Origin of the sequence: Litorilinea aerophila (assembly GCF_006569185.2) — a bacterium.
GTDB classification, from domain to species: Bacteria; Chloroflexota; Anaerolineae; order Caldilineales; family Caldilineaceae; genus Litorilinea; species Litorilinea aerophila.
Genome location: NZ_VIGC02000017.1, coordinates 37,634 through 53,216 on the forward strand (window position 1 = coordinate 37,634; position 15,583 = coordinate 53,216).

General features: G+C 67.5%; 11 protein-coding genes and 1 tRNA gene. 10 read left to right on the top strand and 2 right to left on the bottom strand.

Annotated elements, in window-relative coordinates:
• Nucleotides 1–11: 11 nt before the first annotated feature.
• Nucleotides 12–1,265 (bottom strand): redoxin domain-containing protein, encoded by a 1,254-nt coding sequence (locus FKZ61_RS13805; protein WP_229964258.1) that lies wholly within the window; start codon nt 1,263–1,265, stop codon nt 12–14.
• 523 nt (nt 1,266–1,788) lie between these two features.
• Between FKZ61_RS13805 and FKZ61_RS13810 the strand changes: the two genes are divergently transcribed.
• A tRNA-Ser gene (locus tag FKZ61_RS13810) sits at nt 1,789–1,878 on the top strand.
• A gap of 78 nt (nt 1,879–1,956) precedes the next feature.
• Here FKZ61_RS13810 and FKZ61_RS13815 read toward each other — a convergent pair.
• Nucleotides 1,957–6,414: a M28 family peptidase gene (locus FKZ61_RS13815; protein WP_170199723.1), complete on the bottom strand. Its 4,458-nt coding sequence runs from the start codon at nt 6,412–6,414 to the stop codon at nt 1,957–1,959.
• Nucleotides 6,415–6,856: 442 nt separating this feature from the next.
• Between FKZ61_RS13815 and FKZ61_RS13820 the strand changes: the two genes are divergently transcribed.
• The 9 genes from FKZ61_RS13820 to FKZ61_RS13860 all read left to right on the top strand — a co-directional run bounded on the left by FKZ61_RS13820 (nt 6,857) and on the right by FKZ61_RS13860 (nt 15,559).
• Nucleotides 6,857–7,768: a dienelactone hydrolase family protein gene (locus FKZ61_RS13820; RefSeq protein WP_141610717.1), complete on the top strand. Its 912-nt coding sequence runs from the start codon at nt 6,857–6,859 to the stop codon at nt 7,766–7,768.
• A gap of 414 nt (nt 7,769–8,182) precedes the next feature.
• Nucleotides 8,183–9,745 (top strand): phytoene desaturase, encoded by a 1,563-nt coding sequence (locus FKZ61_RS13825; RefSeq protein WP_141610718.1) that lies wholly within the window; start codon nt 8,183–8,185, stop codon nt 9,743–9,745.
• A gap of 1 nt (nt 9,746) precedes the next feature.
• Nucleotides 9,747–10,352 (top strand): SRPBCC family protein, encoded by a 606-nt coding sequence (locus FKZ61_RS13830; RefSeq protein WP_141610719.1) that lies wholly within the window; start codon nt 9,747–9,749, stop codon nt 10,350–10,352.
• A 55-nt stretch (nt 10,353–10,407) separates the two neighbouring features.
• Complete coding sequence (locus FKZ61_RS13835) at nt 10,408–11,706, top strand: cytochrome P450 (protein WP_141610720.1); 1,299 nt, start codon at nt 10,408–10,410, stop codon at nt 11,704–11,706.
• Nucleotides 11,703–12,509, top strand: coding sequence for a lycopene cyclase domain-containing protein (locus FKZ61_RS13840; RefSeq protein WP_141610721.1), 807 nt, complete (start codon nt 11,703–11,705; stop codon nt 12,507–12,509). Before FKZ61_RS13835 ends, FKZ61_RS13840 begins: the two co-directional genes overlap by 4 nt.
• Before the next feature lie 136 nt (nt 12,510–12,645).
• Nucleotides 12,646–13,413, top strand: coding sequence for a tryptophan-rich sensory protein (locus FKZ61_RS13845; protein WP_141610722.1), 768 nt, complete (start codon nt 12,646–12,648; stop codon nt 13,411–13,413).
• 1 nt (nt 13,414) lies between these two features.
• Nucleotides 13,415–13,810, top strand: coding sequence for a PPOX class F420-dependent oxidoreductase (locus FKZ61_RS13850; protein ID WP_141610723.1), 396 nt, complete (start codon nt 13,415–13,417; stop codon nt 13,808–13,810).
• Nucleotides 13,807–14,400 carry a glycerol-3-phosphate acyltransferase gene (locus FKZ61_RS13855; RefSeq protein ID WP_141610724.1) on the top strand — a complete coding sequence of 198 codons (594 nt, stop codon included), beginning with the start codon at nt 13,807–13,809 and terminating at the stop codon, nt 14,398–14,400. The genes FKZ61_RS13850 and FKZ61_RS13855 overlap by 4 nt, the downstream gene beginning before the upstream one ends.
• A complete protein-coding gene (locus FKZ61_RS13860; RefSeq protein ID WP_141610725.1) occupies nt 14,393–15,559 on the top strand; it encodes a glycosyltransferase in 1,167 nt (388 codons plus the stop codon). Before FKZ61_RS13855 ends, FKZ61_RS13860 begins: the two co-directional genes overlap by 8 nt.
• The last annotated feature ends 24 nt before the right edge of the window (nt 15,560–15,583 follow it).

The window sequence follows — 15,583 nt, forward strand, 5'->3', positions numbered from 1 at the left end:
TATCTTGGCGGTCACTCGGTCGGCAAGAGGGGCTGCAGGTAACGCTCCAGCAGCTCTGGGCTCAAGACGCCGATGTGGCGGGCCACGATGCGGCCCTGGGTATCCAAAAAGTAGGTGGTGGGAAAGCCACGCACGCCATAGGCGTGCGCTACCTGCTGCTGACGGTCCAGGAGGACCGGGTAGGGCATGTTCGCTTCTTCCACATAACGGGCAACCAGGGCCGGGTCCTCGCCCACATTGATGCCCACGAACTGAATGCCCGCGGCCGCGTAGCGCCCATAAGCCTCCACCAGGACAGGCGTCTGCCGGCGGCAGTAAGGGCACCAGGTGGTCCAAAAGCTGAGCAGGAGCGGTTGGCCGCTGAAATTGTCGTCCAGGGAGAGAAGCGTGTCCGCCTCGGCTCCCAGGAGGGGCAGGCTGAAGGAAGGCGCGTACTGGCCCACAGCCGTGCCCCGGGGCTCCTTGACCAGCGCTTCCCCGGCGGATTCGGCCGGCGCATCCGAAGAAGGTGAAGGCGCATCGGCCAGCGTGTTCACGTCTGTCGCCGCTTCGGGTGTGGCAGGTGTAGCCGCCGTGGCTTGATCCACGGGCACGTCGTCGGCAGTGGCCTCCGCCGGGTCCATTTCGTCGCCGGGGGCGGAGGTCGGCGCCAGGTCCATCTGCCCATTCAGCAGGGCCGTGGCAATGGGTCCATAACTCACCCGGGCCTGCTGGCGGAGGTTGGCCAGGTAGTCGCCCACAGGAATGCCCAGAGCCGCGGCCTGTTCCCGAGCAAAGGCATCGGTCAAGAGCAGCCGCTGGAAGTAGGCCAGGAAGGCATCCCACGTCACCCCGACATCCGCCAGGGCGTCGGACAGGGCTTGATGCTCCAGGCCCCGCTGGGCCAGCAGGGACGTCAGTCGGGCTTCCGCATCGTCCGCAGGCAGTCGAAAACCAACCGCGGCAGCCGCCTGGGCCACCAGTTCCCCGTGGATGAGGCGGTCAAGCCAGCGGCTCTGCACCGTCTCCGCCGGCGTGCCCAACAGGGCCGCCATCACCCCATCCACCTGCACCATGACCTGGAGCTGATCCCGGCGCAACACTTGACCGTTGACCACAGCCACCACGTCTTCGCCCAGGGCATCATCGACAACCGGGGCATCGGGCGAAGGGGCTGCCGACGCCTCCACGGGTCGCGCCCCATCGGAGGGAGCGGCCGGGATGCCCGCGGGCGCAGCCGACGTCGACGGGGCCGCTGGAAGCGGGGTGGACGGCAGTGCGGCCACACCCTCTACCCCAGCGGAAGGGGACAAATTAGACGTGGGCGCAGATACCGGCTGATTTTGGGGCAAGAACAGGAGGAAAAACACCAAAAGAAGAAGCAGGGCAACAGCAACACCCAGGAGCAAGAGCACCTGGGTCCACCTGCTGGCGAGGGATGAGGCAAGCGATGATTTCATTGAGAGAGCAGTGTCAGGACTGTAAGATTTGTTGGAGACGATCCCGGCTTACCGGCCTTCTAGCGCACTTTTGACAGCAAGAGACCTATCTCCCAGACAATTTTAGACAGGAAATCCGACAAATTCCTCATATTTCTTTCATTTTACGGGTTAAGGGCTTTCCCTGCATGCGACAAATGTAGGATTTTACGTTATTCATACGACTTCATATTTACGGCAAGGGTCCTGGATGTGCCCAGCAAAAACCCGGCAAACAGGAACCCAAAATCGCGAAAAGTTGTCACTTTGACCGCCCTGTGCTACCATGAAAGCTACGTTACAGCAGGTTGCCTCGCGGGGCAACCCCTGGGGAGAGGTCGCATAGCCTGGCCGAGTGCGCGCGTCTCGAAAACGCGTAGGGTTCACGCCCTCGAGGGTTCAAATCCCTCCCTCTCCGCCACGAAAAAACAGCCGGGACTGACGTCCCGGCTGTTGCTATTGGTGCCCAATGGGGAAGACGGTCGCAGATGGCCCTATATCAGCGGCGGACCAGGGGCAGGAAGACCCGCTCCAGAGGATCCACGACCGCGGCCACCTGGACGGTAACCGACTGGTCCGGCAGGGCCGGGCTGGTGAAGAAGAGGCTCCCCGTATGGATCCCCGGCGTCAACCGACTCGAGTCCAGGGTGACCGCCACCTGGCCGGGCGCGGTGCCTTCCGCGGGATCCAGGTGAAGCCAGGGTACGTTGGCCTGGACCTGCCAGGTCAGGGAACCGGTACCGTTCTGGTTGTCCACCGTCACCCACGCCTGGCTGCGGAAGGGATCCAGGAAAAGTGTGCCAGGGCCCACCAGGAGGCCGTCCGGCGGGGGGGCCGCCGCTTCCGGCACCAGCACCGCGATGCCCACGGTGGCAGAGAGGATTTCCCCGGCGTCGGTCTCGCCCTGGAGGGTGAGGGTGTGCTGGCCCGGACTCAAGGTAGCCCGGGAGAGCTCGGGACCACTTCCCAGAAAGCCGTCCAGGCTGGAGCGCCACACCAGGCTGTCCCCCGGCACTCCGCCCAGCCCTTCCCCCACCAGATGCACCGTCTGGCCGGCCAGGTAGACAGTACCATCCCCAGGCCGACGAATGGCCACGCCAGGCGAGCCCGGCAGGAGCTGGAAGGGTGCGTCCGACTGGTCGTAGGCGGGGTGGAGGCCATCGGAAGCCCACACCCGCACCAGGACTTCACGACCGGTCGGCCACTGTCGGACCGGCAGGACCAGGTGGGTTGCGGTGATGTTCTGGCCGACGATCCGCCAGCTCTGCCCCTGATCCGGGCTGAGCTGCACCTGGTAGCTCAGGGGATCGCCGTCGGGATCGGCGGCCGCCCAGGTGATGGTGAAGGCCTGCCCGGCCAGCACTTCGCCGCCGTTGGGCGACAGCACGGTGACCGTGGGCGGGGCAGCGCCGGCCCGCACAACCGCCAGCGCCCTCTCCCCCTGCACCAGGGCCAGCTCCGTGGCCCCTGCCACCGGCGGCAGTGGCGCAGTGAAAGTGGCCAGCTCCGGCATGGCAGCTTCCTCCCCGGCATCGGGGGGAACGTCAAACGCCAGGGGCTGGACGGCGATGGGCTGGCGTCCCAGCTCGCTGCCATCCGCCCCCCGCAGGATCAGGACGTACTCGCCGTTGGCCGCTGAGGCCGCCGGGGTCGAGGCCGGCCCCGGCGCCTCGAACAAGGGCGCGATCTGGGCCTGGCCGTCCGGGGAGACATGGCCCACGGCCAGCCAGTGCATGGACTGGGATGTTGCAGCCGCTGGGAGCTCGGTGGTCTCGGTCCGCAGCTGCTCCAGGATCCCCTCGTAGGTGAAGTCGCTGATCCACTGGTAGGCACAGTAGCTCATCATGTCCGTCCACCAGGGCGAGAAAATGGTCTGCGATTCGGGCTCGAAGCCGTAGATGGCCTCGGCCCCCGCCAGGGTCGGGCTGATTCGCCCCTGGGCATAGGGGTAGGAGGTATCGCCCACCGCGCCGCAGAAGGGCGCATGCTCGCGGCCATAGAGGTGCCCCAGCAGGTGACCCGCATACCAGTCCCCATAGCTCCCGTCCCGGTCCCACCAGGACCAGCGGCTCGACCCGGTGGGCCCCGCGGCCACCACGGGGGGATCGCCGCCCACACAGCCCCGCATGAAGCCACCCCGGTCGTCCACCAGGCCATAGTAGCGGGCCGCGGGGGAGACCGCCCCGGCGGCCAGGTCCCAGCGACGTTGGGCCAGCAGGAAGGCATTCACCTGCCAGCAGGCCGGCAACGAAGCCCCCATGTAGTGCTCCCGCCAGGTGACCCGCAGTTCGCCCGTGGGCATGGCGGCCCGCAGCCAGGCCACCAGCCGCTCCCGATGGAGCTGGGAGGGATAGATCTGGTCGCCGTACCCGATGGCGTAGAGCACCAGCTCCATGGACGGCGCGGCCTGGAAGGTCACCGTGGTGGTGACCGTGTTGTTGGTGCGATCTACCTCCGCCGGAACGTTGGCCGGGTTGAGTTCCCCCCGCAGGGTAAGCTGACCCTGGCGGAAGGCGTCGGGCAACTCGAAGAGGAAGACGTGGTGCAGGGCCGCCCGATCCGGCGTGGACCGCACGGTGATGGCCCCTCCGGGGTTCAGGGGCGTGAGCACCGCCTCGCCGGCCTCGCCCTGGACGTAGAGCCGGGCGGTGGTCCACGCCTGGGCCCCGTTCGCGGCCACGTGAAACCGGACGAAGGTGCGTTTGTCGGCCACCAGCGGCACGCCCTGGGTCAGATCCTGGAGCCCCTGGGTCACCTCCAGGCCCTGGGCCACCAGGTCCACACCAGGGCCTGGTGTGGGCGTGGAGGTCGGTGTGACCGGCGGCAGGGGTGTGGGTGTAGGGGTGGGGGTGGGCGTGGCCGTCGGGCTGGGCGTGGGGGTCGCGGTGGGGGTAGCGGCGGGCGTCTCGGTCGCAGTGGGTGTGGGCGTCGGGGTGGACGTGGGCACCTCCTCCTGGCAGACCAGGAGGGCCACCGCGTCCAGGTAGTTCCAGAGGTGGCTGCCGCTGCCGTTGTTGTAGACGTTGAAGTAGAGCACCACGCTCTGGCCGCGGAAGTCGGTCAGGTCGAAGGTGCGCTCTACCCACTGCCCCGGTCCGTCCCCGTAGTCTCGCTCCACCCGGAAGAGGTAGCTGTAGTCCGGCCGCAGGAGCAAGGTTTCCCGGTAGTCGGTGCCGTCGCCAGTGCCACCGGGCTGTTGCCAGTAGCGCAGGATCAGGCGAGGGGCGTCGGCCGGCAGGGTGACCGACTGGAAGGCTGAGGAGTGGGCGGGGACGTTCAGAGAGGCACCGGCGGGAACCCCCAGTCGCAGGGCGCGGGCACCGCTGGCCACCGGCGTCGGCACCACGCCGGCCGGGAAGGGCGTGCTGCCATAGCGCCAGCCGCCGGCATCCTCGAAGTCGCCGTTGACCAGCAGGTTCTGACAGCCGGGCGGCACGGGGATGACGTCCGGGGGCGGGGTGGGAGTAGGCGTCACCGTCGGTTGGGTGCCGTCGTCCGGGGTGGCGCCGGCCAGCTCGGCCAGGGTGGCCAGGGCCGTGCGCGCGATGCGCAACACATAGTCGTAGTCCACCTGATCTGCCGTGTCGCCGGTGGTGTGGTAGCCGGGGTTGCGGTCATTGGGCCGCTCGTCCACAAAGAAATTCTCGATGGCCAGGAAGGCCGGGAAGCCGTAATCCCAGAAGGGGGAGTGGTCGGAAAAGCGGCTGGCGCTGGCGCTCTTGCGCTCCACGGTCAGGCCCTGGCCATAGCGGTCGTTGGCAGCGATAAAGGCCGTGCCCAGGGAATTAGAGCTGGTCCCCACGCCCGTGTGGATCTCCATCACCCGGTCGCCGTCCCCGTCCCAGCCGATCATGTCCAGATCCAGGTAGCCCATCACCTGTTCGCCAGCCAGGGCCAGCTCCCGGGCGTAGGCCCGGCTGCCCCACTGGCCCTGCTCCTCGCCGGAGAAGTGGACAAAGCGCACCGTGTCGGCCAGGTAGACGTGTTGGAGCAGCCGGGCGATGGCCAGGGTCGCCGCGGTGCCGGAAGCGTTGTCATCCGCGCCGGGTGCGCGGCTGCCGGGCGTCTGCGAGATGTTGTCGAAGTGGCCGCCGATGAGCCAGACCCGCTCCGGGTGCAGGCGGCCGGGCAATTCTGCGATCACGTTGCGGCCGCTGTAGCTGCCATAGGTCCACGGGAAGGTCTCGACGTCCATTCCCAGCTCCCGGTAGAACTGAACCAGGAAGGCCTCGGCCTGTTGGATCTGGCCCGAGAGGGTATAGCGGGTGGCCAGGGTGACCGACTCGCCCTCCAGGGTAATCGGAGTCTCGCCGCTCAACTGCTCCACCAGGGCAGACAGCTCCTGGGTGGTGAGCCCCTCCAGCAGCTCCTGGATCCAGGGATCTGCGGTGGTGGCCCTGGCAGCGTAGGCGGCCAGGGGCAGGCTGCGCTCCCACGGGGCCAGGGTGTCCGCGGTGAGGAGGGAGAGGGGGACGCCCTGGCGGGGCAGCGTGGCCAGCAGGGTCGGCTCCTGCTCCGGGGTCACGGCCAGCAGGAGCCAGCCGGGCCCGGAGTGGAGCACCCGGCCATGGTCCGCGGCCAGCGCCGGGGCCTGGGGTGCGTGGCCGTCCACCAGGTAGTAGGCGGTATCGGCGGTGTCCGCGTCCAGGAGGTGGGCCTGGATGCCCGCCGCTTCCATGGCCGTGCCGTCCTCCGGGCCGCCGCTGGCCACGTACACGAAGCGCTCCCCGGTCCACAGGCGGGCGTGGACAGAGACCGTGGGCGGCAGGTGGTCGGGGATCTGGCCGTCCGGTGGGGTGAGCAGATAGAGCTGGGGGCCGAACTGGGGTGCGTCCACCGGGCGCCCCGGGGGCGCGGTCTGGGCATACAGCCCGCGCGTCCATCCTCCCCAGGCCAGGGAGACCAGGACGAGGAGAACGGGCACGAGGTGCCGGCGCCACTGGCGATGCTTCTTCATCATCATCGTCCTCTGTATCTCGGTGATGATACCCCCCTTGCGCAGGTGAATCATCTATGGATGAAAACAAGCGTGGAGGCTTCCGGGGCCGTCCAGACCAATTGGGACGCGACTCACGTCCGGGAAGCGGATCCGTGATTATAATAGCACCGCGTCGACGCCAGATCCACCCATATTTCGGCGCCGACCGGGCGGTCTTCCTACTTTCAAGCAACCCGTGCACGATGATCCAGCCCGGCATCCTGCGTCTCCACCGCTAGTAAATCCCGGCGGAAATTCGCCGATAGTCTCCACCAGAGGTAGCGCGCCCAGAGGGCCCCCGGGATTTCTGCCATGGTATTTACGCCAGACTGTACCAGGCCTCTGCAAGCCGCCAATCCAGGCGGATGACCGGATACGTTTCAGCCAGTAGGCCCTTTCATTTCATCAGGAGGAGTAACCCATGGACCGAGTTTACGTGATGCAGCTGGTTCGTTCCTTCCAGGTAGGCGAAATCAGCCGACGCACCTTTCTGGCCCGGGCCAGCGCGGCCCTGGGCAGCGTGGCGGCGGCCAACCTGCTCCTGGCCGCGTGTCAGCCCATCCAGCCAGAGAGCGCGCCGCCCCCAGTAGTGGACGAGGCGGCCACGGCCGAGCCCGCCCAGGCCGCACCGCCCCCCGAAGGCCTGATCACCGGCACGGTGGAATATCCCGACCCGGACGGGGAGACCCTCATGGGCTACCTGGCCCGGCCGGAAGGGGATGAGCCCCGGCCCGCGGTGGTGGTAATCCAGGAATGGTGGGGGCTTAACGACCACATCAAGGACGTGGCCAACCGCTTCGCCCAGGAAGGCTTCGTGGCCCTGGCGCCGGACCTCTACCACGGGGTGGTGACCACCGAGCCCGACGAGGCCCGCAAGCTGGTGATGGAACTGGACATGGAAGAGGCGGTGCGGGAGATCCAGCACGCCATCGACTACCTGTTGAGCCAGGAGTTCGTGGCGGGGGACAAGGTGGGCATCGTGGGCTTCTGCATGGGCGGTGGCCTGGCCCTGAGCACCGCACTGGTATCGGATGACCTGGCCGCCACGGTAGCCTTCTACGGCCGGCCCCTCACGCCCGAGCAGGCCCCCAACGTCCGCTCGCCCATCCTGGGCCTCTACGGCAGCGAGGACGGCGGCATCCCGGTGGATGCGGTCAACGCCATGGGCGAGGCCCTCACCGCGGCAGGCATCGAGAACGAGATTCACATCTACGAGGGCGCGCAACACGCCTTCTTCAACGACACCCGGGCCAGCAGCTACCATCCGGAAGCCGCAGCCGACGCCTGGGAGAAGACCCTGGCCTGGTTCCGGTCACACCTGCCCACCAGCTGAGCCAGACGCTCGAAAAAGGGAGAAAGGGTGGCGTGCCCTGGCAGGCGCGCCACCCTTTTTTTGTGCCCCAGATGAAGCGCCGCGACGAGCGCGCCTACGACAAAGGGCGCCAATTCCCGTAGGGGCGGGCCGAGGGCCCGTCCAATTTCGTCAGCCGCGAAAGGGCGATGATTCCTGCAGGTCCGGTCTCCCGGCCGGACATCTTCGCCAGCCCCATGTGGGCAAAGGGACACCACCGTTGCGCAGCCGCGAGCTGCGCCTACCACAGCCCCTCCCCGTCGGACCTATTTCGACGCAGACAAAACATTGACAAAAACCGTTCATAGTGTACAATAGGCTTTACAACGCCATGCAGCTACAGGCCGCGGCCGCCCAATGGACCGCGAAGAAAGGGAACGGGAAAGGACCACCCTCATGACAGGATCACGAACCATCATCATCGGCAGCGGCTTTGGCGGACTGGCTGCCGCGGCCCGGTTGGCCGCCCGAGGCCATCAGGTGGATATTTTCGAAAAGCTGGACAAATCCGGCGGCCGGGCCTACACCTTCGAGGTGGGCGACTTCCGCTTCGACGGCGGCCCCACGGTGATCACCGCGCCCTTCCTCTTCGACGAGATCTTCGCCTTGGCCGGCAGGCGCCGGGAAGACTACGTGGAATTTCTGCCCGTCAACCCCTTCTATCGCATCTTCGACCACGAAGGGCGCTATTTCGAGTACAACGACGACCTGGATTTCGTCCTGGGCCAGATCGAGCGCTGGAACCCGGCCGACAAGGAAGGCTACGTGCGCTTCCTGGAGACCACCCGGGCCATCTTCCAGAAGGGCTTCGTGGAGCTGGCCGACAAGCCCTTCCTGACCATCGGCGACATGCTGAAGGTCGCGCCCGACCTGATCAAGCTACAGTCCTACCGCTCGGTCTACGGCTACGTCTCCCAGTTCATCCAGGATGACTTTCTGCGCCGCTGCTTCACCTTCCACCCCCTGCTCATCGGCGGCAACCCGTTCAACGCCTCGTCCATCTACGCCATGATCCACTACCTGGAGCGACAATGGGGCGTCTGGTACGCGCGGGGCGGCACCGGTGCGCTGGTCCAGGCCCTGGTGCAGCTCATCGAGGAGCTGGGCGGCCGTTTCCACTTCAACGCCGAGGTGGACGAGATCCTGGTGGAGAACCGCCGGGCCACGGGCGTGCGCCTGAAGGACGGCCGCGTCTTTCCGGCCGACCATGTGGTCTCCAACGCGGATGTGCCCTTCACCTACATGAACCTGATCCATCCCCGCCATCGGGGTCTGCGCAACTCCAACTTTCGCTACACGAAACTGACCAGGTACAGCATGTCCCTGGTGGTGATCTACTTCGGCACGGACCGCCTCTACCGGGATACGCCCCTGCACCATCACAACATCATCCTCAGCCAGCGCTACAAGGGGCTGCTGCAGGACATCTTCAACGGCAAACGCCTGCCCGAGGACTTCTCCCTCTACCTGCACATGCCCACCCTCACCGACCCGTCCATGGCGCCGCCGGGACACGAGGCCTTCTACGTCCTCGCGCCGGTGCCCCACCTGGGCGCGGACATCGACTGGGAGCAGGTCGGGCCTGCCTACAAAGATGCCATTCTCGACTTCCTGGAGGCACACTACCTGCCCGGCCTGCGCGCCCACCTGGTGGCCGAGCACATGATCGACCCGCGCCACTTCCGGGACAACCTGAACACCTACCTGGGCACCGGCTTCTCCATCCAGCCCATCCTGACCCAGTCGGCCTGGTTCCGCCCCCACAACCGTTCCGAGGACATCGGCAACCTCTACTTCGTGGGCGCGGGGACCCATCCCGGCGCCGGCCTGCCCGGCGTGGTCTCGTCCGCCACCATCGTGGACCATCTCATCACCGGGAACGTTGAGATAGGCCAGCCCAACCTGACCCATCCACCGGCGCCCGTGCCCGTGGAAGCCCACAGCGGAAGGAGCGCGTAACATGGTCCACACCCTGCAACAGGAACAGTTCATCCCCGCCTCCATGGACCAGATCTGGGCCTACTTCTCCACGCCGGCCAACCTGAACGAGATGACCCCGCCGGACATGGATTTCCAGATCCTCTCCGGCGCGGACGAGCCCATGTACGCGGGTCAGGTCATCCGCTACAAGGTGGCCATCTTGCCCGGCCTGCGGGTCACCTGGGTCACCCAGATCACCCACGTGGAGGAGCGGGTCCGCTTCATCGACGAACAGCGCATCGGCCCCTACCGGCTGTGGATCCACGAACACCGCTTCCGCGCTGGCGACGGCGGCGTCTGGATGACCGACCGGGTGACCTACGCGCTGCCCTTTGGCCCCCTGGGGGAGCTGGCCCATGTCTTGTTCGTTCGGCCCCGGTTGCGGTATATTTTCGACTACCGGCGGAGCCGGGTCGCCGGGCTGTTCGGCGACGGGGACGTGAACTCCCCACCGGCAGACGCAGCCCCTATGTCGGCGACACCCACCGATAGGCACCCATCCCTCTCCTGGCTCGCGTTGGGCCTGGCCGCCTTGACCCTGGGATGGGTGTGGTTCAATCAGCCGCAACAGGAGTCCGGCCATTAAGACTGATACACATCCCGCCTCCGTTGACCTGCCCGCGCCGCCCACGGTCACCGAGATGGCGCCCGCCGCAGCCTGGCGCGCGCTGCTCGCCTTGCGCCACGGCCTGGGCGGCATGTTGCCCGTGCTGGAGCAGGTGCGTCAGGCGGTGGGCGACATCTTCCAGATCACCCTGCCCGGCTTCAGCCCGGTCTTCGTGGCCCACCCCGATGCCATGCGCCAGGTCCTGGTGGATGAGCGGGACGACTACCGCTGGCGTCCCGAGGGCGATCCGGTGGCCCGCCTGCTGCGCCGGGGCCTGCTGGTGACGGATGGGGAGGAGCACGCCTGCCTGCGCGCGGTCATGGAGCCCAGCAGTCGGCGCAGCCACTTCGCGCCCCGCTGCGCCTCCCTCTGGCGAACGTGCGACCGCATCCTGGACATGTGGCAGCCCGGGCGCACCTACGACATGCTGGTGGAGATGCGCAAGCTGGCCCTGCTCCTCTTCGAGGAGGTCTACTTCAGCCACGACCTGCTGCCGGAACTGGACGCCCTCTGGAAGCCCATGCTCAAGGCGCTGGACTACATCGGACCAGGGCTGTGGGTCCTGTGGGGTGGCCGTCGCAATCCGCCGAAGGCCGTCCGCGTCCTGGACGCCCACCTGCACGGGCTCATCCGGCAGCGCCGGGCCGATCCCAACCCGCCGGACGACCTCCTCACCCACCTGGTACAAGGCCTGGCGGACGATGGGTTGGTGCGGGATCAGATGCTCACCATGCTCATCGCCGGCCACGACACCAGCACGGCCTTGCTGGCCTGGACCCTCTACCTGCTGGGCAAGGATCCTGTCTGGATGGAACGGGCCCAGGCCGAGGTGCGGGACGTGCTAGGAAGCGAGCTGCCCACCCCGGAAAATGTGGGACGCCTCGCCGTGCTGGACCAGGTGGTCAAAGAGACCCTGCGCCTCTACCCACCTATCCACGTGGGCAACCGCTTCACCGCCCGGGACGTGACCCTGGCCGGCTATCGTATCCCCGCGGGGAGCCGGGTGATGGTGAGCTACTACCTGGTGCAGCGCCATCCCGTCTACTGGGATGCGCCCACCGGGTTCCGCCCGGAGCGCTGGCGCTCGGACTTTCGGCCCGCGCCCTTCACCTACCTGCCCTTCGGCGGCGGCCCCCGCAACTGCATCGGCGGCCCCTTCGCGCAACTGGAAGCCCGGCTCGCGCTGGCCCGTATCCTGCAACGGGTGGACCTCTCCCTGGAGCGGGCACAGGTCCAGCCCCATATGGGCGCCACCCTGGAGCCCCGGCCGGGCGTCTTCCTGCGGGTGGAGAAAATAAGTGTGGAGAAAATGGGTGTGGAGAAAAGAGCATGACCTACTGGGGGTTTCACCTGCGGTTTCTGCTGCCGCCCTTGATATTGCTTGCCCTGCTGCACTGGCGAGACGTCCGCCGGGGACGGGGGGAGCCTGCCAACCTGCGCAACTTCCCCGGCTGGGCAGTGGTGCTGCTCCACGTGGCCATCGCCGTCCTCTACACCACCCCCTGGGACAACTACCTGGTGGCCACCCAGGTTTGGTGGTACGATCCAAACCTGGTGAGCGGGGTCGCCCTGGGCTGGGTGCCCATCGAGGAATATGCCTTCTTCGTGCTGCAGACCCTGCTCACGGGCGCGTGGCTGTTGTGGCTGGCCCGCCGCCTGCCCCGGGTTACCCGGTGGCGGCCTTCATCGCGCGTGCGGTGGGGTGCAACCCTGCTGGTGGGCCTGCTCTGGCTGCCCACGCCCTTTCTGCTGTTCGGTCGCGTCCAGGCGGCCACCTACCTGGCCCTGATCCTGGTCTGGGCCCTGCCGCCCATCGGCCTGCAACTGGCCTTCGGCGCGGACATCCTCTGGCGCTACCGGCGACTGGTGGCGACGGCCATCCTGGCGCCTACCCTCTACCTGGTGGCCGCCGACGTGATAGCCGTCAACGCAGGCACGTGGACCATCAGTCCGGCCCAGACACTGGGGCTGCATCTGCCGGGCGGCCTGCCCGTGGAAGAGGCCCTTTTCTTCCTGGTCACCAACCTGCTCATCGGCTTTGGCGTCACCCTGGCCCTGGCCGAGGAAAGCCGGGAGCGCCTGCGCCGCTGGCGTTGGATCGTTCCAGCGCCATCTCGGAAAGCCGTTGGCCGGTAAACTATCGATGCCGCAGTTTCTGCTCCGTGGAAATCCACGTCATCCGTCTTCCATTGCTTCAGGGCACTTCGCTGCGTCTTTCGTGCTCCTTGTGGTTTGAGCACCTTCTTACAACGGATTCAAAGGAGAACCATCCATGAAATCCAAACTCATGCCCTGGCTGGTCATCCTGACCACTCTGCTCACCCTGGCCGTCAACGTGCTGGCCACCACCCTGCCCCTCAACGGCCTGGACACGGGCCAGATCTCCGACCAGTTCGACGTCTACTTCGTGCCTGCCGGCTATGTCTTCTCCATCTGGGGTCTCATCTATCTGGGGATGATCGCCTTTACCGTCTACCAGGCTTTGCCGGCCCAACGGGAAAACCCCCGCCTCCAGGGCATACGGGGCTGGTTCATCCTGTCCAACCTGGCCAACGCAACCTGGCTCTTCCTCTGGCACTACCAGCAGTTTCCCCTCACCCTCCTGGCCATGGGCACGCTGCTGGCCTCCCTGCTGGCCATCTACCTGCACCTGCGCCCCAACCGATACCAGGCCACCCGCCTGGAACGGTGGGCCGTGGACATCCCCTTCAGCATCTACCTGGGCTGGATCACCGTGGCCACCATCGCCAACGTCACCTCCGTGCTGGACTACGTGGGCTGGTCGGGCTGGGGGCTTTCCGAGGAAGGGTGGATGGTGGTCATGCTGGCTGTGGTGGTTGTGTTGGCCTGGGCCATGGGCCTGCGGGAGCGGGATGCCGCCTACCTGGCGGTCCTGGTCTGGGCCCTGGCCGGCATCGGCGTGAAGTTCCCCGACGCCGGCGTGGTGACCCTGGCCACGTGGACGGCCGTGGGGCTGGTGGCGCTGGCCTTCATCTGGGCCCTGTGGACGGGCGCCCGCTACCGCCCTCGGGAGGTGTGAGATGCGCCTGGAGATCTTCGACGGTCACCAATACCTCAACCTGGAAACCTTCCGCAAAGACGGCCGGGGCGTGAAGACGCCGGTCTGGTTCGTGCGAGAAGGGGACGCCCTCTACGTCTGGACCCAGGCGGACTCGGGCAAGGTGAAGCGCATCCGTCGCAGCGGCCGAGTGCGCATCGCGCCCAGCGACGCCCGGGGCAATCCCCTGGGCGAGTGGCTGGAGGCCCGGGCCCAGATCCAGGCCACGCCGGAGGCCATCCGCCATGTGCAGGGGCTGATGGCGGCCAAATACGGCCTGCTCTTCCACGGCTTTCGCCTGCTGGGCAAACTCCGCCGGGTACGGTACGTCACGTTGCGGCTCACCCTGCCAGGCGAGGACGCGCAGCCCAGCCCATGATGCCCGGACTCTGGGTACTCGTTGCCTTTCTGCTGGGCAGTCTGCCCTTCGCCGTCTGGCTGGGAAGGCTGGCCGGCGTAGATCCCCGCACGGTGGGCGACGGCAACCCCGGCGCGACCAACGCCTGGATGGCCGGCGGCTGGCGGCTGGGCGTGCCCGTGCTCGTGCTGGATTTCAGCAAGGCCGCCCTGCCCGTGGCCGTGGCCCGGCAGCTCTGGCGGTGGGATGGGGGTTGGCTGGTGGCGATGGCCCTGGCCCCGGTCCTGGGCCATCGCTTCTCGCCCTTCCTGCGCGGACGGGGTGGCAAAGGGCTGGCGGCACTCTTTGGCGTGTGGACCGGTCTCACCCTGGCCGAGGGGCCGCTAGCCATGGGGCTGGCCATGGCCGTAGCCCTGCTCGGCCTGCGCTGGCGGGACGGCTGGGCCGTGCTGACGGGCATGGGGGCCGTGGCGGCAGATGGCGTGCTGCGGGCCTGGCCGGCCGAATACTGGGCCATCTGGCTGGCGTTGACCCTCTGGCTGGCCTGGGCATATCGACGGGATCTGCAGGGGCCGCTGCGGCGCCCCACCCTGGGAGGCGGCCATGGCTGAGTTCTGGGCGTTCCTCTGGTCCTGGCAGGGGCAACAGTGGGGCATCCTGGCCTATCTGGCCGTCCTCCTGGCCAACGCCCTCCTCAACGTCCTTACCCTGCCCCGGCTGGGTCGGTCTCCCCAGGCAGGAAACGAGCCTGGGGCCTGGCCCACCGTCTCCCTGCTGGTGCCGGCCCGCAACGAAGAGGCGACCATCGAGCGCTGTGTGCGCTCCCTCCTGGCCCAGGACTACCCGGCCTTCGACCTGTGGGTGCTGGACGACAACTCCACCGACCGGACCCCGGCAATCCTGGCCAGGCTGGCCGGGCAGGATGCCCGCTTTCAGGTGCGCCGGGGCACACCGCCGCCTGCGGGGTGGCTGGGCAAGCCATGGGCCTGCCACCAACTGGCCCAGCACGCCACCGGCCAGGTGCTGCTCTTCGTGGACGCGGACACCTGGCACGAGCCGGCAATGGTGCGCGCCGTGGTGGGCACCCTGCTCCACCACCAGGCGGACCTGCTCTCCGCCCTGCCCCGCCAACACGTGGAGAGCTGGGCGGAACGGTTGACCGTGCCCCTGATTCCCTGGTGTCTCCTGACCCACTTTCCCCTCTGGGCGGCCCGGTGGACGGGTGGACGGCGGTTCGCCGTCGGGGTAGGACAGGTGCTGGCCATGCCCCGGGCGTCCTACCGCCGACTGGGGGGCCACGCCGGGGTGCGCCAACAGGTGACCGAGGACATGGCCCTGGCCCAGCGGGTGGCCCGCGGGGGTGGACGCTGGCTGCTCTGCGATGGCACCGGGGTTGCCCATTGCCGCATGTACCGGACGCCCGCCCAGGTATGGGAGGGCTTCGGCAGAAACCTCTACGCCGTCTTCGGCGGCCATCTGCCCCTGTACCTGTTTGTCTGGCTCTGGCTGACGTTGGTGCTGATGGGGCCGTGGGTGGCCCTGGCCCTGGGGGAGGCGAGGGGATTTTCGCCGCCCCTGGCCTTGCTGGCCCTGGCCATCCAGGCCGGGACCTGGGCGCTCACCCTCTGGCGGCTGAACCTGCCCCCCAGGCTCCTGGGGCTCTTCCCCCTGGTCCACGGGGCCATGGTGCTGGTGGCCTTTCACTCCCTGGGTCAGGGCCTGACCCGCCGAACCCGCTGGAAGGGCCGTGCCGTTCATGTGCCGCCGTAGAGACGTTGCAATGCAACGTCTCAT

Excerpts from the sequence above, each read along its gene's own strand:
- FKZ61_RS13815 (WP_170199723.1), bottom strand. The coding sequence starts at position 6,414 with ATGAAGAAGCATCGCCAGTGGCGCCGGCACCTCGTGCCCGTTCTCCTC.
- FKZ61_RS13820 (WP_141610717.1), top strand. The coding sequence starts at position 6,857 with ATGGACCGAGTTTACGTGATGCAGCTGGTTCGTTCCTTCCAGGTAGGC.
- FKZ61_RS13825 (WP_141610718.1), top strand. The coding sequence starts at position 8,183 with ATGACAGGATCACGAACCATCATCATCGGCAGCGGCTTTGGCGGACTG.
- FKZ61_RS13830 (WP_141610719.1), top strand. The coding sequence starts at position 9,747 with ATGGTCCACACCCTGCAACAGGAACAGTTCATCCCCGCCTCCATGGAC.
- FKZ61_RS13835 (WP_141610720.1), top strand. The coding sequence starts at position 10,408 with ATGGCGCCCGCCGCAGCCTGGCGCGCGCTGCTCGCCTTGCGCCACGGC.
- FKZ61_RS13840 (WP_141610721.1), top strand. The coding sequence starts at position 11,703 with ATGACCTACTGGGGGTTTCACCTGCGGTTTCTGCTGCCGCCCTTGATA.
- FKZ61_RS13845 (WP_141610722.1), top strand. The coding sequence starts at position 12,646 with ATGAAATCCAAACTCATGCCCTGGCTGGTCATCCTGACCACTCTGCTC.
- FKZ61_RS13850 (WP_141610723.1), top strand. The coding sequence starts at position 13,415 with ATGCGCCTGGAGATCTTCGACGGTCACCAATACCTCAACCTGGAAACC.
- FKZ61_RS13855 (WP_141610724.1), top strand. The coding sequence starts at position 13,807 with ATGATGCCCGGACTCTGGGTACTCGTTGCCTTTCTGCTGGGCAGTCTG.
- FKZ61_RS13860 (WP_141610725.1), top strand. The coding sequence starts at position 14,393 with ATGGCTGAGTTCTGGGCGTTCCTCTGGTCCTGGCAGGGGCAACAGTGG.